Source organism: Shewanella sp. Isolate11, from assembly GCF_022398315.1.
Lineage (GTDB): Bacteria > Pseudomonadota > Gammaproteobacteria > Enterobacterales > Shewanellaceae > Shewanella.
Genome location: NZ_JAKEVF010000001.1, coordinates 703,792 through 726,839, shown reverse-complemented (window position 1 = coordinate 726,839; position 23,048 = coordinate 703,792). Strand labels below are relative to the sequence as shown.

Genomic DNA, 23,048 nt, shown 5'->3' with positions numbered 1-23,048 from the left:
GACAGCAGGTGTTTAGAGGAAATTAAGCAACACTCAAGATTGCGTTTAGGTCGGCTTCCACCGTTGTAGTAGTGCGTAAACCAAACTGTTGTTCAAGAGTTTTCAGTAAGTTAGGAGTAAGAAATGCTGGCGCTGAAGGGCCTGTACGAATGTTCTTCACCCCAAGAGAAAGTAAGGTCAGCAAGATAACAATCGCCTTTTGCTCGAACCAAGATAATACCAAGCTTAATGGCAACTCATTAATGTCACACTCAAATACCTCGGCAAGAGCAATCGCTAGCTGAATTGCCGAATAAGCGTCGTTACACTGGCCGATATCAAGCAAGCGTGGAATGCCATTGATCTCACCAAAAGCCAACTTATTAAATTTATACTTACCACAACCTAATGTCATAATAATGGAGTCTTTTGGTGCCGCGGTAGCAATATCAGTAAAGTAGCTACGCTCAGACTTGTCGCCATCACAGCCACCGATAAGGAAGAAATGCTTAATCGCACCATTTTTAACATTCTCGACGACTGCTGGAGCTGCAGCCATCAAGGCATTACGCGCAAAACCTATGGTGATTAAATGCGGGATTTCATCGTAAATAAAACCATCAAGAGACAGTGCTTTATCAATCACAGCAGCAAAGTCATCACCGACAATATGAGTCACTCCAGGCCAGCCCACAATACTGCGGGTGAAGATACGGTCAGCATAATCCCCTACATTAGGATCGATAATGCAGTTTGAAGTCATCACCACTGCGCCAGGAAAATTAGCAAACTCTTTCTGCTGATTCTGCCAAGCACTACCATAGTTCCCCACCAAATGAGGATATTTTTTGAATGCGGGATAAGCGAGTGCAGGCAACATTTCACCGTGAGTGAAAACATTAATTCCCTTACCCTCTGTCTGTTGTAAAATCAGCTCTAAATCTTTCATATCATGACCGGATACTAAGATAGCTTTACCTTTTACAGCAACGGTATTCACTTCAGTCGGTTCTGGATGCCCAAAGGCTTCAGTCTCTCCTTTATCAAGCATAGCCATAACCCGATAATTCAATTGACCGATTTCCATTGCCGTAGCAAACAACTTATCGGCATCTTCCGAATCACTCCCTAGAAATGCCATGATTTGATGGAAGTTTGCAGCGACATCTTCATCAGTTTGCTCTAATACTCTGGCATGTTCCATGTAAGCTGCCGCCCCTTTAAGACCATACAAGCAAAGCAATCTCAGACCCATAATATCGTCATTAACGGCTTCCTTACCGCGATTGGGTGCCGCTACGGATGCTTGCGCTAACAGCTCTGGCTTAGATGTACCAAGTACAAGAGACGCAGCGGGGATCAAACTATCCACTGCTTTACCCGCTTTTTCACAAGCAGTCTCATAGGCGAGCTTCAAACGGGTACGTAATTTTTCAGCCTGCCTGACATAGTCAATGAGTCTGTCGTCATCAAAGTTCACATTAGTTAACGTAGAGAAAAAAGCTTTTGGAACAAAGGTATCCACTTCACTATCAAGGAACTCAAACTCCCGTAACTTAACCGCATAAGCTGAAACACCTTGCAATAGATAGATCAACAAGTCCTGTAGATCCGATGTATCTGACAACTTACCGCACATACCTTGAGCATAACTGCAACCATTGCCCACTGGGGTTCTAATCGTTTGCTCACACTGAATACAAAACATATTACCGCTCCTATTTTTAATCATGTATATTTTTTGCATGTTTTAGGTGAGTCTACTGCGGTAAAAAATTCTGCAAAAGAAAATTCGTGATCTAAAGGCTCAAACTATGAGGCAGATCAAATCAGTGAAAGCTGAAGTAATGCCAATCGCAGTAATTGTATGATCATTCTTACTCGTTAAAATCGCCGATAACCGTGTTGTAAAATTTGTAATTAGAATAACTAGTTACAGCAATCTATGCCTTGTTCTCGACAATTTTTCCTGTGCCTATTCTTTTATAAAGCGGGCTGTTCACTAATTTACTTTGATTGGTATAATGAAAAAAGCACTATTAATTGATTTTTAATATTTAAAAAATTGCCTTTTTTAAAATAAAAAGACCAAGATGAATCAACATCATCTTGGTCTTAAGATACACAAATTAAATTAAATAAAATTAAATTAAACTAGCCTGTTTTCATATCATTAACCGATTGCAACATGGCACGACTTTCACGCTGGAACTGTGGCGCAAAATCTCCAAACCAATTTGCGACCTCTTCAAACTGGTCGATAAAGCCTTGTCGATCTCCTGACTTAAGCAGTTCTAAGGCTTGAGTATAGTTTTCTAAATAGTCACCAATCGCAGTGAGGCTTTCGCGCTGAGCATAAATAATATCGGCATATAACTCAGGACTTTGAGCAAACAAGCGCCCTACCATGGCTAACTCTAAACGATAGATAGGCGAACTAAATTGCAACAAGTTGTCGATGTCAGCGGCTTCTCGGTACAGGTTTAAGCCATAAACAAACGAAGAGAAGTGACGCATCGCCTGCACTAACTGCATCGCTTTATCATGTTTAGTCGCGTCCGCTTCAACCAATCGAGCGCCCCAAATTTTAATCTGCTCAAGAAGCCACTGGTACTTATCGGCGTCTCGGCCATGACAGACCACAACAACCTGTTTAGCTAAACTACCAACGTCAGGCCCAAACATTGGATGTAAACCAACGACAGGGCCGTTATGAGCACTGAGCATTGCCGCTAAAGGTTCAGCTTTTATCGAGGTTAAATCCGCTAAAATACAAGACTCAGGTAAATTAGTGAGTTTACTGGCGATTAAGTCGCAAGTGATGCTAATCGGCACAGTAACAATCACCAGACCAGCACCATCAAAAATAGTTTCGGCTTGCTGCCAATCATCTTTATCCAAGGATTTAACTTGATAACCAGATAACTTAAGCATCTGGCTAAATAAACCGCCCAACTTACCGTCACCACCCACTATCACAACTGGCCCAAGATCGGTTTTAACTTGCTTAAAGCCCACATCTTTCTCATTGAGATAAGATTCACGCATCAAGCGACGTAAGATATCTTCAATCAGCTGTGGCGACACATTCATCTGCACCGCTTCTTCACGGCGCTTAGCTAACATGGAAGCTTCACGTTCAGGGGCATAAATCGGTACCCCCGCAGCGTGTTTGACCGCACCGACTTGTCCCACAAGATCGAGACGTTTACGCAATAAATGCAATAGCTGCTGATCGACATTATCAATATGACTGCGTAACTTCTCTAACTCTTCTGTGGTTTTCTCATTCATTTAGTGCTTCCACCAATCAAGCATTTATTTTAATTGAGCATATCAAATCTTGTTGGTAAAACAGAGGCTAGTTGCTCTGCACCGTGACGCAACAATTGCTCGGTCGTTTGCCAGTCGATACAAGCATCGGTAACTGAGACCCCATAAGCAAGTTCAGATAAAGGCTTGTTACTACTTTGATTACCGGCATTAAGATGACTTTCCAGCATCACACCAATAATCGACTTATTGCCATTTTGAATTTGATTAAATACATCTTGGCAAACAACAGGCTGCTTGTTGTGATCTTTCGATGAATTACCATGACTACAATCGACCACCAAACGTGCTGTTAAATTCGCACCGTGCAGCTGGTTTTCACAATCTGCCACACTGGCAGCATCGAAATTAGGCTTTTTGCCACCACGTAAAATAACATGGCCATCCGGATTTCCCGCCGTTTGTAATAACGCTACCTGACCCTGCTGGTTTATCCCCATAAATCTATGGCTGCTTGCTGCTGACTCTAAAGCATTAATTGCAACAGCCAGCTTGCCGTCAGTACCGTTCTTGAATCCAACTGGCATAGATAAACCAGAAGCCATTTCACGGTGAGTTTGTGACTCAGTAGTACGCGCTCCAATGGCTGACCAAGTGACCAATTCTGAGAGGTATTGAGGGCTGATCGGATCCAGTGCTTCTGTCGCAACGGGTAAACCTAACTCGGCTAGCCAGATCATTAGCTCACGTGCCATACGCAAGCCCTTTTCGACATCGAAAGACTCATCCATATCAGGATCATTAATCATGCCTTTCCAGCCAACGGTAGTACGTGGCTTTTCAAAGTAAACTCGCATCAAGATGTAAAATTCATCTTGTAGTTCATCATGCAATTGCTTGAGTTTAAGTGCGTATTCTTTTGCCGACTCAATGTCATGAATAGAGCAAGGGCCACTCACAACCAACACACGATTATCCCGTTTATGCACAATATCAGCCACGGTTTTGCGTGCATTTAACACATATTGATAGGCAGCATCAGACAGAGGAAATTGTTGTTTCAACTCAGCAGGGGTAACCAACACCTGCTCTGCACTAATATGAATGTCATTGATTGTGTCTTGCTGCATACCTTTTACCAACCTAAATTCAATTATTGACTCACTATAGCCATTATTTAATTTATACCAATCATAGTCATTAATAACTCTGACTGACATAACCGCATTTGCATCTTTACATAAGGAGTGCACACCCGTAATAGTACACCATTACAATGGTGATAACTATGCCTGCGCTTGATGATCAGATCAAGCACAAATTAAACAATAGCGCTAATAAAATGTGAATTGCTGGAGAAAGTCCAGTTTTCAATAGAGCTTGATGATTTTCAGTGCCCTAAAACACAAAAAACCGCCATAAGGCGGTTTTTTGTGCGAACACTGCATCTTTTTTTACTTGAAGTAATTTCTTACTTAGCAAGTTTCTCACGGATACGTGCAGACTTACCTGAACGCTCACGTAGATAGTAAAGCTTAGCACGACGAACACGGCCGCGACGCTTAACTTCGATGCTAGAGATAATAGGGCTGTGAGTTTGGAACGCACGCTCTACACCTTCACCATTAGAGATCTTGCGAACGGTGAATGCAGAGTGCAAACCACGGTTACGCTTAGCGATTACAACGCCTTCAAACGCCTGTAGACGCTCTTTACCGCCTTCAACAACACGTACTTTAACAACTACAGTGTCACCTGCACCAAATTCTGGTACGTCTTGCTTCATTTGCTCATCGTTGAGCATTTTGATGATGTTATTCATGAATAAACTCCATACTAGGTATAACTGACCAGTTGTTACTCGCCTTTATCGGCGGTATCGACAAACTCGGCTAATAGCTTGGTTTGTTCGTCAGTCAGAGCTAGATTTTCAAATAATTCTGGTCGTCGCAGTAAAGTTCTTCCGAGACTTTGCTGTAGACGCCAGCGTCTAATATGTTCGTGGTTACCGCTAAGCAACACATCTGGTACATCGATGCCATCTAAGCTTTCAGGGCGAGTGTAATGTGGACAATCCAGTAATCCATCAGAGAAGGAGTCCTGCTCTGCTGACGCTTGTTTACCAAGTACACCTGGAACCAAACGTGATACCGAATCTATCAGAGTCATCGCTGGAAGTTCACCGCCCGAAAGCACGTAATCTCCAATTGACCACTCTTCATCCACTTCCGTTTGAATAATGCGTTCATCGATACCTTCGTAACGACCACACACTAAAATCAAACGCTCCGATTTAGCCAGCTCTTCGACGCCTTGCTGAGTCAGCTTGCGTCCTTGAGGAGACAGATAAATCACCTTTGCTTTATCTCCCGCAGCGGCTTTCGCTGCATGGATAGCATCGCGTAGAGGTTGCACCATCATTAACATTCCCGGTCCGCCGCCATAAGGCCTGTCGTCCACGGTACGATGTTTATCATGGGTGAAATCACGAGGATTCCACGTTTGCAACTCCAGTAAGCCGTTGCTAACGGCTCGACCCGTTACACCAAAGTCTGTTACGGCACGAAACATCTCTGGAAACAGGGTTACTACCCCTAACCACATCTGTTGCCCCTCGACTTAGAAGTCCGGATCCCAATCCACTAAAATCTGTTTATCCGATAGGTTCACCTCAAGGATGAACTGCTCGGTAACAAAAGGAATCATACGTTCCGTTTTGCCAAAGCCATCTTTCGCGTTAGCTTTAACTAAGAGCACGTCGTTCGATCCTGTTTCCACGATCTGATCAACCTTGCCCATGTTATAACCTTTAGTATTCACCACTTCACAACCAATTAAATCACGCCAGTAGAACTCGTCTTCAGGCAGATCTTTCATCGCTTCAGCAGGAATCGCAATCTCACAATTAGTGAGCATTTGCGCTTGGTCTCGAGTCGTTACATTTTCCAGAGCCGCAATTAATGCTTTACCCTGAAAACGCCACTGTTCAACCTTTACTTCGCGCCATTCGCCTTGCTCTTTAATCAACCAAGGTGAATAGTCAAAAATATCTTCGACAGAATCGGTATAGCTAGTGATCTTCAACCAACCTTTAATGCCGTGACTTGAGCCTAATTTGCCTAGCACGACTGGGTCTTGGTGACTACTCATCAATCTATACCTTAACGCTATTAAGCAGCAGCTTTACGAGCGTCTTTGATCAGTTTTGCTACACGTTCAGTAGTAGCAGCACCGTTAGAAACCCAGTGCTCAACACGATCTAGGTCTAAACGTAGTGCTTCTTCTTGACCACGAGCTAGTGGGTTGAAGAAACCAACACGTTCGATGAAACGACCGTCACGTGCGTTGCGGCTATCAGCTACAACGATGTTATAAAATGGACGCTTTTTTGCGCCGCCTCGAGCTAAACGAATGGTAACCATGCGTCTTTTATCCTCTAATGATTTGCCCGTTTATAGGGCAAAAATAAAAACTGGAACCCCGTGTTCGCGAAGAGTCCCAGATAGAAAGCCGCACGATTCTACCTGAATCGGCGACAAATGCAACTTTTTTAACGCTTAAAAGAAAGCTCATAAAGCGTGACAAACCCTTTATGAGCTTAGCTAATTCTCTAAAAAATGAGACGATTAACGACCCGGCATTTTCATCCCTGGTGGCAACATACCACTCATGCCACGCATCATTTTTTTCATGCCACCTTTACCGGACATTTTCTTCATCATTTTCTGCATCTGAGTAAACTGCTTCAACAGACGGTTCACATCTTGAATTTGGGTACCTGAACCCAAAGCAATACGACGCTTGCGTGAACCCTTGATGATTTCAGGGCGCTTACGCTCACCAGGTGTCATCGAGTTAATGATCGCTTCCATCTGTCCGGTCATCTTGCCATCTTGCACTTGTGCTAATGCTTCAGGAGGTAATTGTCCAACACCTGGCAGCTTTTCAAGCATGTTCATCATGCCGCCCATGTTTTTCATTTGCTGTAGCTGTTCGCGGAAATCTTCGAGATCGAAACTACCGCCCTTCTTCACTTTAGAAGCCAGCTGCATCGCCTTTTCTTTATCGACGCCACGCTCGACCTCTTCGATAAGCGACAGCATATCGCCCATACCGAGAATACGAGAAGCAACACGATCAGGGTGGAAAGGCTCAAGGGCATCGGTTTTCTCACCCACACCGAGGAACTTAATCGGTTTACCTGTGATATGACGAATCGATAACGCTGCACCACCACGAGCATCACCATCGACTTTAGTCAACACCACACCACTCAAAGGCAAGGCTTCGTTAAAGGCCTTTGCCGTATTGGCGGCATCTTGACCTGTCATGGCATCGACCACAAATAGGGTTTCAATTGGCTTAACGGCGGCATGAAGATCTTTGATCTCGTCCATCATGCCTTCATCGACATGCAGGCGACCTGCAGTATCGACAATCACCACATCGATAAATTTCAGCTTAGCGTGTGCCATCGCGGCATTAACGATATCAATCGGCTTTTGACTTACATCTGATGGGAAGAACTCGACTTCCACTTCTGCCGCTAACGTTTCAAGCTGTTTGATTGCCGCAGGACGATAAACGTCCGCACTCACCACTAAGACAGATTTCTTTTCACGCTCACGCAAAAATTTCGACAGTTTAGCAACACTGGTAGTTTTACCTGCACCCTGAAGACCCGCCATCATGATAACGGCAGGTGGCTGCGCCGATAGATTCAGTGCTTCGTTGGCTTCGCCCATGGCGTTTTCCAACTCACTCTGTACTATTTTAATAAAGGCTTGGCCTGGACTTAAGCTTTTAGAAACTTCTTGGCCTACCGCACGCTCTTTTACGCTATTAACAAAGGCACGGACAACTGGTAAAGCGACATCCGCTTCTAGCAACGCCATACGCACTTCGCGAAGTGTTTCTTTGATATTGTCTTCAGTTAAGCGACCACGACCACTGATGTTCTTCAGGGTACGTGATAATCTATCGGTTAGGTTCTCAAACATTATTGCGTTCTATACCGTTTAGAGTGGTGATGATTGGGCAGTATTATAACCATGCATAGAGATTATGCTACCGCGTGTATAAAGTAATCCTAGTCGAGAACCGATATTAATTTTCAAAAGTTAGGACTAACGCTCAGAAACGGTTAATTTTTGTGTGTAAAGCCTCTGCCAATTTATATCGCTGTCGTGTTATTCTAGTGGTAATAAGTAATGTAAATTTTGCCTTCTAACGGCTTACTTTTACTGATAACAAAGCGAACATAACGATAGGTTAATTATCGATGGTTATTTTTTCGGCTTCAGCCATATTTTTTTACAGTATCGCCCTGATCTTAGTGGTGACACGTTTGTTTCACGCCGATGGTCCTAATCGCAAAGCCGTAGCAGGGTTTGCAGCCATCGCGGTAATATTGCATGCTGCCGCTCTTTATCAAGCCATCTTTACCGGCAATGGCCAAAACTTCAGCTTAACCAATGTAATCTCCATGGTGAACTGGATCATCGCTTTCACTTTCACCATTTTAATGTTCCGCCTAAAAGTGATTGTGGTTGTGCCAGTGGTATACGCCTGCTCGGTGATTTCCGTTGCACTATTATGGTTATTGCCACCTAAATTTATCATCCACTTTGAACTGCATCCTGAAGTGCTTGCCCACGTAGTGTTATCACTGATGGCCTACAGTGCTTTGATGATTGCAGCGTTATACGCCATTCAGCTGTCGATAATTCAAAATAAATTGAAGAAAAAGCAGCTGATGTTGAGTCCGGTGATCCCACCATTAATGACAGTAGAGAAACAGTTATACCATCTCGTAATTATTGGTGTGGTCTTGCTGAGTCTGTCTTTGGCAACCGGCTTTATCTTCCTCGATGATATGTTCGCCGATGGCCAGGGCCATAAGGCAATCCTTTCAATCATGGCTTGGTTCACTTATATTGCCATGCTGGCGCAACAATACTGGGTCGGCTGTAAAATTCGCACTGCAGTGGCATATACACTGGCGGGAGCCATTTTGCTTTCACTTGCCTATTTCGGCGCCAGAATTGTCAAAGAATTGATCTTAACTTAAGCTGCATTTATCCCTATTCTTTATTGCCGCCTAAAAGCTGTAACGCTGCGGGCGGCTTGACTCTTAACTCAAATCGCTGTATTTACTACTCCTTACAGCAATTTTCATCGCCAAAGCGGGGCAACTGATTGGACGCAATATCCACCAGCGTACTTCTAATAATCCTTTTCGTACTCATTATTATCTCTGCGTATTTCTCTGGTTCAGAGACCGCTATGATGTCGCTCAACCGCTATCGTTTACGCCACCTTGCTAATAACGGTCATAAAGGGGCTAAAAGAGCCATTAAATTACTGGATAGGCCTGACCGTCTGATTGGACTTATTCTAATCGGCAATAACTTAGTGAACATTCTGGCATCGGCTATCGCAACCATTATCGGTATCCGCCTTTTTGGCGATGTGGGAGTAGCTATTGCTACGGGTGTGCTGACATTAGTCGTCTTGGTATTTGCTGAGGTCACTCCAAAAACGGTGGCGGCCATGCATCCTGAACGCATCGCATTTCCTTCAAGCCTGCTGCTGAAATTCTTATTAACGGTATTATCGCCGCTGGTAAAAATCGTCAACCTCATTACCTCGACTTTCCTGCACATCATGGGGATCCGCTCAGTTAAAGAGGATGATGCTTTAAGCCAAGAAGAACTTCGCACCGTGGTACATGAAGCTGGCGCCTTGATCCCAAGACGACATCAAGAGATGTTACTATCGATTATGGATCTAGAAAAAGTCACCGTTGAAGACATCATGATCCCACGTTCAGAACTGTATGCCATCAATATTAATGACGATTTTAAAAGCATCAATAAACAGGTAATCCAAAGCCCTCATACACGAGTCTTACTTTATCGCGATACCATAGATGATGCCGTGGGTTTCGTTCACTTACGTGATGCCTTACGTCTGCAATCAAAAGAACAGTTCAGCAAGTCTTCACTATTACGGGCAGTAAAAGAGCTCTACTTTATCCCAGAAGGCACGCCACTTAACGTACAGTTGGCCAACTTCCAGCGTAATAAAGAACGCATAGGTCTTGTGGTCGATGAATATGGCGATATTCAAGGTTTGGTGACGTTAGAAGATATTCTCGAGGAGATTGTCGGTGACTTTACCACTTCGATGATCACGACTCCGAGTGAAGATATTAATAAGCAACAAGATGGCAGTTACCTGATTGACGCCACTATAAACATCCGCGAACTCAACAAAGAGATGGACTGGGAATTCCCTATCGACGGACCTAAAACCCTTAACGGTTTAATCCTCGAATATCTCGAAGAGATCCCTGAACCTAACACCTCGATGCGTATTGCCGGTTATCCACTAGAAGTGGTTGAAGTAAGTGAAAACATGGTTAAAAGCGTACGCGTGATGCCACAGCATTATCAACGTCCTAAAGGCTAAAATTATTACACCGCTCTCGAATAGTAAAAGTAAAAAGGCGCTGTAAGCGCCTTTTTTTTTAATTCTGCAGCTTCCTGCTACTCCTGTGAACTCTTATTCATGGCTCTGCGTTTAGCTATTGCTAACGGAGTGATCTGTTTATGTAACTCCGGCTCTAACCCCAACATGAAATACAATTCAGCCATTAAGAAAAACGGACCAATAACTAACTGATTAATATCGTCCATAAATGCTGGCTTCGCTTTTTCATATTTATGGCCAATCAGCTGAATGATCCAACCTATCAAAAACACTGCCAATGCTAGCCACCAAGCATGTGCTAACTTCGATGCTAAATAGGAGGTATACAGCACAGGTAATATAAACAGGGTTAACCCCAATGCAATTTTGGTATGCAATATAAAATAGTAGGCCAACACCACTAAGGTAAACACCCCGGCAGCATTAAAGAAAGCATCTTCTATTTCGAGGCTGGCAGGAATAAGGTTTAAAATTAAATACACAGACCAAATGATCAGTGGCACCCCCACAAAGTGACTCTTTATATTGGTGGGATTAAGATGAACACTCTTATAAGTAGATAACTGTTCTACAGCCGATTTCATCAATATGCTCCATTATCGAATAAGTTCAAAATACATTTAACAAGACATCAAACAACAAGCATTGAACTGCTAAGTGTAGAATTTTTCAGTGAAAGTTCAACTTAAACGATTGTTTAACTACTGTCCAGGGAAGTCCAGTAGTTGGATAAGCTTAAGACTCTAAAATGACCGTCGCGGTCGCATAGTGCTTTTCATCGGCAATAGAGAGGTGGCCTCTAACACCACCCAAAACATGTAAGCGCTCGGCAGCGCCAGCAGAAAAGTCAATTAAAGGAGCACCATTAGTGTCATTACTAATGGTGATATGTTGAAAAGAGACACCACGGCCAATCCCTGTCCCAAGGGCTTTTGCCGCCGCTTCTTTAGCGGCAAAACGTTTGGCAAGATAACGTCCGGGCTGCGCGGAATGGATAAAGATGGTCAATTCTGATTCTGTCAACACTCGTTTAGCCAAACGACAACTTGCTAACGCCCCAACCTCACCGGCCTGAGGAACCCTATCTTCAATGCGCGCAATCTCGACGATGTCTGTACCTATGCCGACGATCATGAAAGCTCCTTAAAACCCCTTACACTAAGAGGCGGCAACTAAACCAATAGTTAACTGCCACACTCTTAAGATAAACCAATAAAGCGAGTTAAAACTCGCCTTTGATATTGCTATTCGCCGTTACGGCCTTCGACCATTAACTGCTTCATATCGCGCACTGCAGTGTCCAAACCATCGATAGCGGCACGGGCAATAATCGCGTGGCCGATATTAAGTTCATACAACTCAGGAATCGCCGCAATAGCTTTGACATTATGATAATGCAAGCCATGACCGGCATTCACCACTAAGCCTTTGCTATAAGCATAGGTTGCCATTTCGCTTATACGAGCAAGCTCTTTAGCTTGCTCTTCGTCAGTTTCAGCATCGGCATAACAGCCAGTATGAAGCTCAATCACAGGAGCACCTACGGCAAGAGTGGCGTCAATTTGCGCCTTATCGGCATCGATAAACAATGAGACTTTAATGCCCTGTTCGCTTAGTCTTGCCACTGCTGCACGGATCTTATCTTGCTGGCCCGCAACATCAAGGCCGCCCTCAGTTGTCAGTTCTTCTCGCTTCTCAGGCACCAAACAAACGTAGGTGGGTTTGACTTCACAGGCGATATCGAGCATTTCATCTGTCACTGCCATTTCAAAGTTCATTCGCGTCTTGATGGTCTTGGCCAGCAGATAAATATCACGGTCACAAATATGGCGGCGGTCTTCACGCAAATGAACCGTAATACCTTCTGCACCAGCATGTTCAGCAACAGCAGCGGCATGAACCGGATCGGGATAATTGGTGCCACGAGCCTGACGTAAGGTGGCTATGTGATCGATATTAACGCCCAAATGAATACGGCTCATGCTGTGTCCTTAACCTATTATGATGTAAAGTGATTGTGGATTTAATTACCGCTATTGTACTAAAGCCAGAGGGAAAGCGACAACAAAAGCAGCGGCTGAAAACGACGTAAAATCAGCTTATTTTACGATTGGCGACTTTATCGCCCCTTTACCAAATAACGCACGCGACTTCAGCGGTTTATCACCTAAAACCGCCGACAATAATTGCCGCATCAATAATTTAGCCTGCATAAAGTCATCGCTATGTAATTGGCCACTATCGAGCGCCAACAGCATCTGTCCTGAATAATGATTAAGTTTAGGTCCTAAGGCGGGCGTGAAGCCCTCTTCCGATAGCAGGCGATAATAATAATCGGCCTCTATAGCCGATTGTGAGGTATCGATTTGCAGCGATGGCATCACTCCAAGCTCTTTTAGCAGTTCCACCTCAAAATAGCGTAACTGCGCCTGATTAAACTCAGCCGCCATTGCCATCAAAGTTTTGTGGTAGCTAAAGAAGAACTGCTCTGCGCCATGTTCGACGCTCAAACAACGCACCAGTAGCTCGTTAAGATAAAAGCCAGCAAAGCTGACTTCACCACTCAAGGGCACTGCTGGACTGGCCGCTTCGACCTGATACAAGCTCTTAAGGTTACTTCGTCCCGACAATTGAAATAACAGCGGCTGAAATGGCTGCAAGATGCTCTTAATCGATGACTTACCGCTACCTAAGCGCGCAACACAGTCGACTCTGCCTTGGCCGTCGACTAAAAGGTTAACCAGTACGCTAGACTCTCGGTATGGCCGAGTATGAAGCACATAGCCGCGCTGCATCTGTTCCTACTCAATTGATGAATACAATAAAGGCCAAGATAATCTATTTAAGATAAATTATCTCGGCCTTTTACTAAACTTAGGTATAACTATCAGCGGTTAATCTGCAACAGGTTAATCTTCGCCATAGCCCAACGACCTCAATGCTCGTTCATCGTCGGCCCAGCCAGACTTCACTTTCACCCAGACTTCGAGAAAGACTTTGTTATCAAATAACACTTCCATATCTAGCCGCGCTTGAGTGGCAATAGTACGAATACGCTCGCCCTTGTTACCAATCACCATGCGTTTTTGTGTTTCACGTTCGACCAAGATTAAGGCGTTGATCTGGTAGACGCCATTTTCCATCATCTTGAACTGCTCTATCTCAACCGTGGCGTCATAAGGCAATTCATCGCCTAAGAAGCGCATCAGTTTTTCACGCACAATTTCAGAAGCCATAAACTTTTGTGAACGGTCGGTCACATAGTCTTCAGGGAAATAATGCGGAGATTCGGGTACCGATTCAATCGCCATATCCATGATACGCTGCACATTGGTGCCTTGAGTCGCGGAAATAGGCAGAATTTCATCAAACTCAAATTTAGCCGCTAACTGTTGTAGGTGTGGAAACAGCGCTTCTTTGTCTTTGATATTGTCTACTTTATTGATCGCTAGTACAGTCTTACGGCCGTCATCACGACTCTGGAGCTTTTTCAGCACCATTTCATCATCTTCGGTCCAATTGAGGCCATCGACAACAAATACCACTAGACTAACTTCTGCCAATGAACTCGAGGCGGCGCGATTCATTAAACGGTTAATGGCACGCTTTTCATCAATATGTAAACCTGGGGTATCGATAAACACCACTTGCCGTGGACCTTCGGTATGGATCCCCATAATTCGGTGGCGTGTCGTCTGTGGTTTCTTAGAAGTGATTGAGATCTTCTGCCCCAACAGCTTGTTAAGCAGGGTCGATTTACCCACATTGGGACGCCCCACAATGGCAACCATACCGCAGTAGGTCACATCGTATTGGCTGCCACTTGCGCCACTGTTCATTCGAGCAAGTAGTTCATCTAAACTCGGATCTTGTGGCTTTTCAGGTTTACTCATTATTTAATTTGCTCCAACACTTTTGCCGCGGCTATCTGTTCCGCCTTTCTGCGAGAATTGGCTATGCCCACTACCGCATCATCGAGTTGCTCAACCTTACACTCTACGGTAAAGGTCTGCGCATGGGCTTCACCACTGATATGCACCACAGTGTAAATCGGCAAAGGCTTTTTAAATCCCTGCAGATGTTCCTGCAACAGGGTTTTAGGGTCTTTCTGGTTAATTGGCTCAATAGTCGCCAGACGACTCTGATACCAGTTAAGCACTAATGGGCGGCAAGTTTCTAAGTCTGCATCGAGATAAATCGCGCCAATAATGGCTTCGACAGCATCAGCCAGAATAGACTCACGACGAAAACCACCGCTTTTTAATTCACCAGGACCCAGTTTAAGGTAATCACCTAACTTAAATTCTTTAGCGATTTCAGCTAACATCTTGCCGCACACGAGCGTAGCACGCATTCGGCTTAAATCCCCTTCTGTCGCCTTAGGAAACTGATGATATAAGGCATCTGATATCACAATCGATAAAATGGAGTCACCTAAAAACTCAAGGCGCTCATTGTGCTTGCTCGCCGCACTTCTGTGCGTCAACGCCTGTTCCAATAAGTTTAACTGGGCAAACTCATAACCCAAGGTTCGACATAAACGCGGCCAGTTTTTAATCGGTTCCATGTTAAATAATTCCGCCTACACGATTAAAGCGCACGCCTGTTGGTATCCAAGCGGGTAAGAAGTCAGATGGACGGCGTTCAAATTCGAAACTGATCCAAATAGCAACGGCTTTACCGACTAAATTCGCTTCGGGTACAAAGCCCCAGAAACGCGAATCAGTACTGTTATCACGGTTATCACCCATCATGAAATATTGCCCTTGAGGCACGATAAACTCGCCCACATCTAGATTTTTCTCATGATAATAATAAGACGTAGGCTCTCTGCGACCTGGATTAATTAAGATATCGTGGCTGACATCGCCAAGCTGTTCCTTATATCGTAGCAGTGGAATATTGTCTTGATTGAACTCACCTTGATTGACACCAACACGGGTCACTTTTTCAAGCCCCGGGCAGTCGCTGTTACCTTCTGGGCAAGCAGGCTGAACATAAAGCTCTTTATTACGGTATACGATCCGATCACCCGGTAAACCGATGACACGCTTAATGTAATCAATCTGAGGGTTTTCAGGATATTTAAATACCGCAACATCACCGCGCTTAGGTTTACCTGTTTCCACCAACTGACTGCGCCACACAGGGTCTTTTAAACCATAGCTAAACTTCTCAACTAAAATAAAATCCCCGACCAATAGGGTTGGCATCATAGAGCCAGATGGAATTTGAAATGGTTCATAAAGAAATGAGCGTAAGATCAATACGAAGGCGATAACCGGAAAAATAGAGCGTGACGTTTCGACCAATGCCGACTCTCGAACAATCTTCTCTGCACTCTCTTCACTAATTTCAGCTTGTGAGGCTTGAGCAACTGCCAGCTTCTGTTGACGCTTAGGTGCCAAAACAAATGCGTCGAACATCCAGATCAAACCACTGCCTAACGTCACCAAGACCAAAATAAGCGAAAAATAAGCTGCCATAGCTAACTAACTCCTGGAAATAAAACCTGTGTATCTGACCTCTTGCCAAATACCTAAAAAGCGCCTCTGTATCGTGTTGCTATTGTTATACCAATCGCAGTAATTATCTGATCACTTTTGCTAGTTAAAATCGCCGATAACCGTGTTGTAAATTTTGTAATTAGAATAACTAGTTACTACAATTTATGCCTTGTTATCGACAATTTTTCCTGCGCCCATTCTTTTATAAAGCAGGCTGCTCATTAATTTACTTTGATTGGTATTATAGCGAAACGCTTTTATACCGAGTCCCTTTTAAACTGATACTCTTTTATACTGAAACAATGAAAGCGCCGCAAATCGCGGCGCTTATTCTTAATCACTATTAACAAATATTAACCAAATAGTGATTATTCGTTCAATTTTAGTACCGCAAGGAAGGCTTCTTGTGGAACTTCCACGTTGCCCACTTGCTTCATGCGCTTCTTACCTTCTTTTTGCTTATTAAGCAGTTTCTTCTTACGCGATACGTCACCACCGTAACATTTTGCCGTTACGTCTTTACGTAGCGCTTTAACCGAAGAACGAGCAATAATCTGGCTACCGATAGCAGCTTGAATCGCGATATCGAACATCTGTCTTGGAATAAGCTCTTTCATCTTATTCACTAATGCTAAGCCTTGATAACGAACGTTGCTCTTATGCAAGATCATCGCTAACGCATCAACGCGGTCACCGTTAATCAATACATCTAGTCGAACCATGTCTGCGGCTTCAAAACGTTTAAAGTTATATTCCAGTGAAGCATAACCTCGACTGGTCGACTTCAAGCGATCGAAGAAGTCCATGACCACCTCTGCCATCGGCATATCGTAAGTGATGGCCACTTGATTGCCGTGATAAACCATGTTGGTCTGCAAGCCACGTTTCTCAACACATAAGGTGATGACATTACCTAAGTACTCTTTAGGTACTAAGATATTGGTTTCAACAATAGGTTCACGCATCTCTTCGATGTTGTTCATCGGTGGAAGATCCGATGGATTATCAACATAGATGGTTTCACCTTTGGTGGTAACCACTTCATACACTACCGTCGGCGCAGTGGTGATCAAATCCAAGTTATATTCGCGTTCTAGACGCTCTTGAACGATCTCCATGTGTAATAGACCGAGGTAACCAATACGGAAACCAAAACCTAAAGCAGAAGATGTTTCAGGCTCAAAGAATAAGGAAGCATCGTTCAGGCTCAGCTTGTTGAGCGCATCACGGAAGTTCTCATAATCATCGGTAGAAATAGGGAATACACCCGCATAGACCTGCGGTTTAACCTTTTTAAATCCAGGTAATGGCTTTTCAGCGCCGTGTTTAGCCAGCGTTAAAGTATCACCAACCGGTGCACCATGGATCTCTTTAATACCCGCAATAACAAAACCAACTTCGCCAGTATTCAATGCGCCAGTATCAGTTTGTTTTGGAGTAAAGATACCAACACGATCAGCAGTGTGTGTCTGACCTGTTGACATTACCTTAAACTTGTCACCCTTCTTCAGCTTGCCGTTTTTAATACGTACTAATGAGACAACGCCTAAATAGCTATCGAACCAAGAGTCGATGATCAAAGCTTGCAATGGCGCATCAGGGTCACCTTGTGGTGGTGGAATTTGCGCAACAATTGTCTCTAAAACATCGGTAATACCAACGCCAGTTTTAGCAGAACAACGCACCGCATCAGCAGCTTCGATACCAACAATATCTTCAATCTCTTCGGCAACACGCTCAGGATCGGCTTGCGGTAAATCGATTTTATTAAGGATAGGCACTACGTCCAAATCCATCTCTAATGCGGTATAACAGTTTGCTAGTGTCTGGGCCTCAACACCTTGACCGGCATCAACAACCAGTAAGGCACCTTCACAGGCAGCCAATGAACGCGAAACTTCATAGGAGAAATCCACGTGGCCTGGAGTATCGATAAAATTAAGCTGATAGGTTTCACCGTCTTTAGCTTTATAATCGAGCGTCACACTCTGCGCTTTAATGGTAATACCACGCTCACGCTCAAGCTCCATTGAGTCTAATACTTGCGCCGCCATTTCACGGTCAGACAAGCCACCGCAATCTTGAATAAGACGGTCAGATAGGGTTGATTTGCCATGGTCAATATGGGCAATAATCGAAAAGTTTCTAATATGCTTCATTATGCGAAATGACTACACTCGAAGTTGAAAATGTTCTAAAAGTGCCGAATTGTACCCGATCAACGACCTAATACCAATTGGAATCAGCGACAGATAACAAATATTACGCTAAGAACGAGTTAAGCAGAGGTGGTGATCGGTAGACCTAGGCGGGAAATAATAATTGGCTGACTATTCTCTTCTAACGCACTCGCCCAGCGCTTTCCCATATCCCAAGCAAAGAAAGCCCCTAAAAGCCCAGTGACAATGGAACCAGCATCTACTGCAGTACTGCCGAACAGAGTCATCAGGAAATGTCCCACACCGGCGCCGATAAACAAACCTGCCAGCGGTAACAGATAGACAATTGCCGCTGCTTTAAGAATCACGCTTTCAGGTAGTCCTAATTTAATAAGCTCACCAGTCTGATATTGACCTTCAGCGGCAACAGCAAAACGCTGCACTTTGGGAGAGAAAGCCTTAGACACAGCTGAAGTGCCGCAACTATCATTATTATCACAATGATTGCAGGCATTTTTTACTTTGACTTCAACTGTTATCCAACCGTTACCCTCATCACGAATAACCGTTGCCACCTCTTCCATCATAATGTTTATCGCTCGATAGTAATGCTTTTAGCGATGCGCGCTAACGTTTCTGCAGGGGCTTTCCCCACCGCAACCACTTCGGCATTGCCAACGCGTTCACTGGCTAATGAGAGACCATTTCGAGTCATCAATTCGTCTGGCATTGCAGCCTCACTGGCACGTGCCACATATACAGAGATATTAGTTAAACCATCGCTAAGCGCAATATATTCCGCCGCTTCATTGCTGCCGATTAATCTATGATTATCTTTGACTAAAACTTTAAATCCATCAGGGAGCCAAGAAAACGTCCAGTTATCCACTTGTGCACGTTTACGCTGTGTAACCACTGCAGGCCACTCTTGCTTATAAGCCTCACGTAAAATAGCTGGCGCATCATCAAGCACAATCAGCTCGACCACTAAGATCTGCTCTAACAATTGTTTCTCTAAGTTGAGCATGTCATAACGCAGTGGCAGATAGGTATCCATATCCAGCCAAACCTGATAGCCATAACGATAATCGTCATTGGGGATAATGCGCACTAACTGACCTGGGCGTCCCGCTAAACGGCTACGACCACCTAAAACAAATTGATACCCCGCCTCTAAAGAGCTGATATCACCAGCGAAAGCTGGAGGCAAAACACCTTGTATACGTTCGGCTTCAACGCTATATGCGGGTTGATCATGCTCAATAAAAGTAACGGTATTACCAACACGTACGGCATTCTTTGGTGGACCATTGAGGTGCTCTAAAAAAGCCACTTCTTGATCTTCAACCTGACCATGAATATACACTAGGGGACGAATGTGATCCGACTGAAGGTGGATCAGAGACATTTTGAATTCGCGTTGCTTCAAAGCTTGACTCATGTTTTCTAACCAAGCTTTGGCGGACAACTCTTCTTGAGCGCTAACGGGGAGCGCGAAGACTAACAGGGCCAACCAAATAAGACGCAAGCTAACTCCTTAAAAAAGACTGGCCACATCGATTATGTGACCAGTTCAATAGCGTTTAGTGGGGCACCGGGATCGGTGTTGTGTCGCTATTGTCATCTATATTCGCACTATTATTCAATCTTTGCTGCAGCATATGGTCTTGAATATAGGTGTTGATGCGGTGACGTTGCTCCATAACACGTTCATTAGTTATGCTCTGGTTTTGCTGAACAGGACCAGTCTGTAAACTCACAGGAGACGCGCTGCCAATTAAAGGACGCGTATTTAATACGGGTAATGGTGAAGCATCTTGTTCGGCTGTTTGGTTATAGTTTTGCACGCCAACAACCGCAACTAAGGCGACACTAGCGGCAATGGCATATTGACCAAACTGTTTAAACATTGGGATCACATTGGCTAATTTGCCAGCAGAAGCCGCTTCGCTCTTCTGTGCAGTTTTTGGCGCAATGATAGTCGGTTCATCCTCAATAGCGGTTGCGATGCTGGCACTCAGATCAAGGTTGATCATTTTAGGCAGCTCACCACGCATTGCGTCACCGATCATATGATAATCACGCCACTCTTGATGTGAATCCGTATCAGCCGCTAATTCAGCCAATACCTGCGCATCGACTTCACCGTCGACTGCAGCGGATACCCATTCCTGACCTAATTTATCCATTTATCACCCATATATAAAATTAATGTATTGAGATAAAACTGTTTTGTTACCGCGATCACTGTTGAAGCAAAGGCTGTAACTGTTTATCGATGGCCTCCCGAGCACGGAAGATACGCGATCTCACCGTACCGACGGGACACTCCATCACATTGGCAATCTCTTCGTAACTCATACCATCGAGTTCACGTAGAGAAATTGCCATCTTCAATTCTTCAGGCAATGTATCTAATGTATCGAATACTACTTTGCGGATCTCATCTGACAACATCAAACGCTCTGGAGAGGCAAACTCTTTCAGGGCATCACTACCGTCATAATATTCCGCCTCTTCGGCATCGACATCATTAGCAGGCGTTCGCCGACCTTGTGCCACTAAATGATTTTTTGCAGTATTGACTGCAATACGATACAGCCAGGTATAAAATGCACTTTCACCTCTAAAATTCGGCAATGCACGATACGCTTTAATAAACGCCTCTTGCGCAACATCTGCCACATCAGCCTGATTGCGAACATACCTTGCTATCAGATTGATTACTTTACTCTGGTATTTTTGTACCAGCAGGTTAAAAGCGTTTTTATCTCCCTGTTGTACTCGCTCAACTAATTGTTGATCACTTATTTGTCCACTCATCCGAGCCGACTACTCCTAAATCTAAAATGCTGATTTCTCAGTCGCTCGAATCATATTCACATATGTAGACTAGCCCATACCGAAAAAGTTCTAAAAAAAATTGCTAAATATGAATTTATTTTCTACCGCAAGACCTGTATCCATATTTTCTGTCTTGGTTTACCATAGGTAATACCCACATAACTTATCATGATACCTGATGAAACAAGTAGTTGAACACCATTCTGACGTTTTGGTGATCGGCAGCGGCGCTGCTGGTCTAACTTTAGCGCTACATTTGGCTGAGAAAACAAAGGTTATTTTGCTCTCTAAAGGGCCTTTATCTGAAGGTTCTACCTTTTATGCACAGGGTGGTATCGCTTCCGTTTTCGATGAAGAGGATACCATTGAATCTCATGTCGCCGATACTTTAGTCGCGGGAGCTGGGCTATGTGATGAGCAAGTGGTCACTTACACCGCGGAAAATGCCAAGAGTTCGATGGAATGGCTTATCGATTGCGGTGTCGCATTCGATAAAGAAGAAACCGCCGATGGCGATCAATCCAATGCACCTTATCACCTCACGCGAGAAGGTGGACATAGTCATCGACGTATTCTTCATGCCGCCGATGCTACAGGTAAAGAGGTACAGGTTACCCTACAAGATCGCGCCCTCAACCACCCAAATATTCAGGTTCTAGAACGTTATAACGCCATCGATTTAATTACTTCTCGTAAACTCAAGCGTCCAGGTAACCGAGTATTAGGAGCCTACGTTTGGAATCGTGATCAAGAACATGTCGAAACCATCAAGGCACGCTTTGTCGCGTTGGCAACGGGGGGCTCATCTAAAGTTTATCAATATACTTCTAACCCTGATATTGCTTCGGGTGATGGTATCGCCATGGCTTGGCGTTCAGGTTGCCGTGTCGCCAACATGGAATTTAACCAATTTCACCCAACATGCCTGTACCATGCCGATGCACGTAACTTCTTGCTCACCGAAGCACTTCGTGGCGAAGGAGCATATTTAAAACGCCCCGATGGGACTCGCTTTATGCCCGACTTTGACGAACGCGGCGAATTAGCGCCACGGGACATCGTCGCTCGTGCCATCGATTATGAAATGAAACGTCTCGGGGCTGACTGTGTTTACTTAGATATCACCCATAAGCCTGCTGACTTTGTGATAAAGCATTTTCCGACTATCTATAAACGTTGTTTAGAATTAGGTATAGATATCACTAAAGATGCCATTCCCGTGGTACCGGCGGCGCACTATACCTGTGGTGGCGTAATGACAGATCTGCATGGTCAGACCGATCTCAACGGCTTATATGCTATTGGCGAAGTGGCTTACACTGGCTTACACGGCGCTAACCGCCTCGCCAGTAACTCATTATTAGAGTGTTTAGTATTTGCTCGCGCTGCCGGTGAAGACATTGAAAGTCAATTAGCAAAAATCCCTATGCCTGGTGATATCCCACCTTGGGACGAAAGCCAAGTATCAAACTCAGACGAAGAAGTTGTTATCGCCCACAACTGGCATGAACTTAGACTCTTTATGTGGGACTACGTAGGAATTGTACGTTCAGATAAGCGTCTTGAGCGTGCATTGCGCCGCTGCGCCATGCTGCAACAAGAGATCCAGGAGTATTACAGTAACTTTAGAGTGAGTAACAACTTACTGGAGTTACGTAATCTGGTGCAAGTCGCTGAGCTGATCATACGTTGTGCGATGGAGCGTAAAGAGAGCCGCGGCTTACATTACAATATCGATCACCCCGAAAAGAGTGATAATCCACATCCCACCATTTTACTGCCCGATTAAATC

The 23,048-nt window shown here is 44.3% G+C and carries 23 protein-coding genes; 3 read left to right on the top strand and 20 right to left on the bottom strand.

Going from position 1 to position 23,048, the window contains the following annotated elements:
- Positions 1-22: 22 nt before the first annotated feature.
- The 8 genes from hcp to ffh form a co-directional block, all read right to left on the bottom strand.
- Positions 23-1,687 (bottom strand): hydroxylamine reductase, encoded by a 1,665-nt coding sequence (gene hcp / locus L1D21_RS03175; RefSeq protein ID WP_239843774.1) that lies wholly within the window; start codon positions 1,685-1,687, stop codon positions 23-25.
- A 446-nt stretch (positions 1,688-2,133) separates the two neighbouring features.
- Positions 2,134-3,273, bottom strand: coding sequence for a bifunctional chorismate mutase/prephenate dehydrogenase (tyrA, locus tag L1D21_RS03170; RefSeq protein WP_239843773.1), 1,140 nt, complete (start codon positions 3,271-3,273; stop codon positions 2,134-2,136).
- Positions 3,274-3,302: 29 nt separating this feature from the next.
- The gene (locus L1D21_RS03165; RefSeq protein ID WP_239843772.1) at positions 3,303-4,382 is read right to left on the bottom strand and encodes a 3-deoxy-7-phosphoheptulonate synthase; all 1,080 of its coding nucleotides are present in this window, start codon (positions 4,380-4,382) and stop codon (positions 3,303-3,305) included.
- Positions 4,383-4,723: 341 nt separating this feature from the next.
- Entirely contained in the window at positions 4,724-5,074 is a 351-nt protein-coding gene (gene rplS / locus L1D21_RS03160) for a 50S ribosomal protein L19 (RefSeq protein ID WP_028773138.1), read from the bottom strand.
- A gap of 35 nt (positions 5,075-5,109) precedes the next feature.
- Positions 5,110-5,856 carry a tRNA (guanosine(37)-N1)-methyltransferase TrmD gene (trmD, locus tag L1D21_RS03155; RefSeq protein WP_239843771.1) on the bottom strand — a complete coding sequence of 249 codons (747 nt, stop codon included), beginning with the start codon at positions 5,854-5,856 and terminating at the stop codon, positions 5,110-5,112.
- 15 nt (positions 5,857-5,871) lie between these two features.
- Positions 5,872-6,402 (bottom strand): ribosome maturation factor RimM, encoded by a 531-nt coding sequence (rimM, locus tag L1D21_RS03150; protein WP_239843770.1) that lies wholly within the window; start codon positions 6,400-6,402, stop codon positions 5,872-5,874.
- A 20-nt stretch (positions 6,403-6,422) separates the two neighbouring features.
- Positions 6,423-6,674 carry a 30S ribosomal protein S16 gene (gene rpsP, locus L1D21_RS03145; protein WP_239843769.1) on the bottom strand — a complete coding sequence of 84 codons (252 nt, stop codon included), beginning with the start codon at positions 6,672-6,674 and terminating at the stop codon, positions 6,423-6,425.
- Between the two features lie 204 nt (positions 6,675-6,878).
- On the bottom strand, positions 6,879-8,252 hold the full coding sequence (gene ffh, locus L1D21_RS03140; RefSeq protein WP_239843768.1) for a signal recognition particle protein: 1,374 nt from the start codon (positions 8,250-8,252) through the stop codon (positions 6,879-6,881).
- A gap of 281 nt (positions 8,253-8,533) precedes the next feature.
- Between ffh and ccsA the strand changes: the two genes are divergently transcribed.
- Positions 8,534-9,322 (top strand): cytochrome c biogenesis protein CcsA, encoded by a 789-nt coding sequence (ccsA, locus tag L1D21_RS03135; RefSeq protein ID WP_239843767.1) that lies wholly within the window; start codon positions 8,534-8,536, stop codon positions 9,320-9,322.
- A 128-nt stretch (positions 9,323-9,450) separates the two neighbouring features.
- Positions 9,451-10,725, top strand: coding sequence for a CNNM domain-containing protein (locus L1D21_RS03130; RefSeq protein ID WP_239843766.1), 1,275 nt, complete (start codon positions 9,451-9,453; stop codon positions 10,723-10,725).
- Positions 10,726-10,802: 77 nt separating this feature from the next.
- On the opposite strand, the gene L1D21_RS03125 is transcribed toward L1D21_RS03130, so the two are convergent.
- From L1D21_RS03125 to rpoE, 12 genes are all read right to left on the bottom strand, one after another.
- Positions 10,803-11,330 carry an Mpo1-like protein gene (locus L1D21_RS03125; protein WP_239843765.1) on the bottom strand — a complete coding sequence of 176 codons (528 nt, stop codon included), beginning with the start codon at positions 11,328-11,330 and terminating at the stop codon, positions 10,803-10,805.
- Between the two features lie 151 nt (positions 11,331-11,481).
- Positions 11,482-11,880, bottom strand: coding sequence for a holo-ACP synthase (gene acpS, locus L1D21_RS03120; RefSeq protein ID WP_239843764.1), 399 nt, complete (start codon positions 11,878-11,880; stop codon positions 11,482-11,484).
- A 110-nt stretch (positions 11,881-11,990) separates the two neighbouring features.
- On the bottom strand, positions 11,991-12,728 hold the full coding sequence (gene pdxJ, locus L1D21_RS03115) for a pyridoxine 5'-phosphate synthase (protein ID WP_239843763.1): 738 nt from the start codon (positions 12,726-12,728) through the stop codon (positions 11,991-11,993).
- Between the two features lie 117 nt (positions 12,729-12,845).
- On the bottom strand, positions 12,846-13,541 hold the full coding sequence (recO, locus tag L1D21_RS03110; protein WP_239843762.1) for a DNA repair protein RecO: 696 nt from the start codon (positions 13,539-13,541) through the stop codon (positions 12,846-12,848).
- A gap of 114 nt (positions 13,542-13,655) precedes the next feature.
- Positions 13,656-14,639: a GTPase Era gene (gene era / locus L1D21_RS03105; protein ID WP_239843761.1), complete on the bottom strand. Its 984-nt coding sequence runs from the start codon at positions 14,637-14,639 to the stop codon at positions 13,656-13,658.
- The gene (rnc, locus tag L1D21_RS03100; protein WP_239843760.1) at positions 14,639-15,313 is read right to left on the bottom strand and encodes a ribonuclease III; all 675 of its coding nucleotides are present in this window, start codon (positions 15,311-15,313) and stop codon (positions 14,639-14,641) included. The genes era and rnc overlap by 1 nt, the downstream gene beginning before the upstream one ends.
- 1 nt (position 15,314) lies before the next feature.
- Positions 15,315-16,232, bottom strand: a complete 918-nt coding sequence (gene lepB, locus L1D21_RS03095; RefSeq protein ID WP_239843759.1) for a signal peptidase I — start codon at positions 16,230-16,232, stop codon at positions 15,315-15,317.
- A gap of 389 nt (positions 16,233-16,621) precedes the next feature.
- Positions 16,622-18,412, bottom strand: coding sequence for a translation elongation factor 4 (gene lepA, locus L1D21_RS03090; protein WP_239843758.1), 1,791 nt, complete (start codon positions 18,410-18,412; stop codon positions 16,622-16,624).
- Positions 18,413-18,531: 119 nt separating this feature from the next.
- Positions 18,532-18,999 carry a SoxR reducing system RseC family protein gene (locus tag L1D21_RS03085; RefSeq protein ID WP_239843757.1) on the bottom strand — a complete coding sequence of 156 codons (468 nt, stop codon included), beginning with the start codon at positions 18,997-18,999 and terminating at the stop codon, positions 18,532-18,534.
- 5 nt (positions 19,000-19,004) lie between these two features.
- Positions 19,005-19,940 (bottom strand): MucB/RseB C-terminal domain-containing protein, encoded by a 936-nt coding sequence (locus tag L1D21_RS03080; protein ID WP_239843756.1) that lies wholly within the window; start codon positions 19,938-19,940, stop codon positions 19,005-19,007.
- A gap of 55 nt (positions 19,941-19,995) precedes the next feature.
- Positions 19,996-20,601 (bottom strand): RseA family anti-sigma factor, encoded by a 606-nt coding sequence (locus L1D21_RS03075; RefSeq protein ID WP_239843755.1) that lies wholly within the window; start codon positions 20,599-20,601, stop codon positions 19,996-19,998.
- A 55-nt stretch (positions 20,602-20,656) separates the two neighbouring features.
- Complete coding sequence (rpoE, locus tag L1D21_RS03070; protein WP_239843754.1) at positions 20,657-21,235, bottom strand: RNA polymerase sigma factor RpoE; 579 nt, start codon at positions 21,233-21,235, stop codon at positions 20,657-20,659.
- Positions 21,236-21,434: 199 nt separating this feature from the next.
- Here rpoE and nadB point away from each other — a divergent pair, with 199 nt between their 5' ends.
- Positions 21,435-23,045 (top strand): L-aspartate oxidase, encoded by a 1,611-nt coding sequence (gene nadB / locus L1D21_RS03065; RefSeq protein ID WP_239843753.1) that lies wholly within the window; start codon positions 21,435-21,437, stop codon positions 23,043-23,045.
- Positions 23,046-23,048 lie beyond the last annotated feature (3 nt).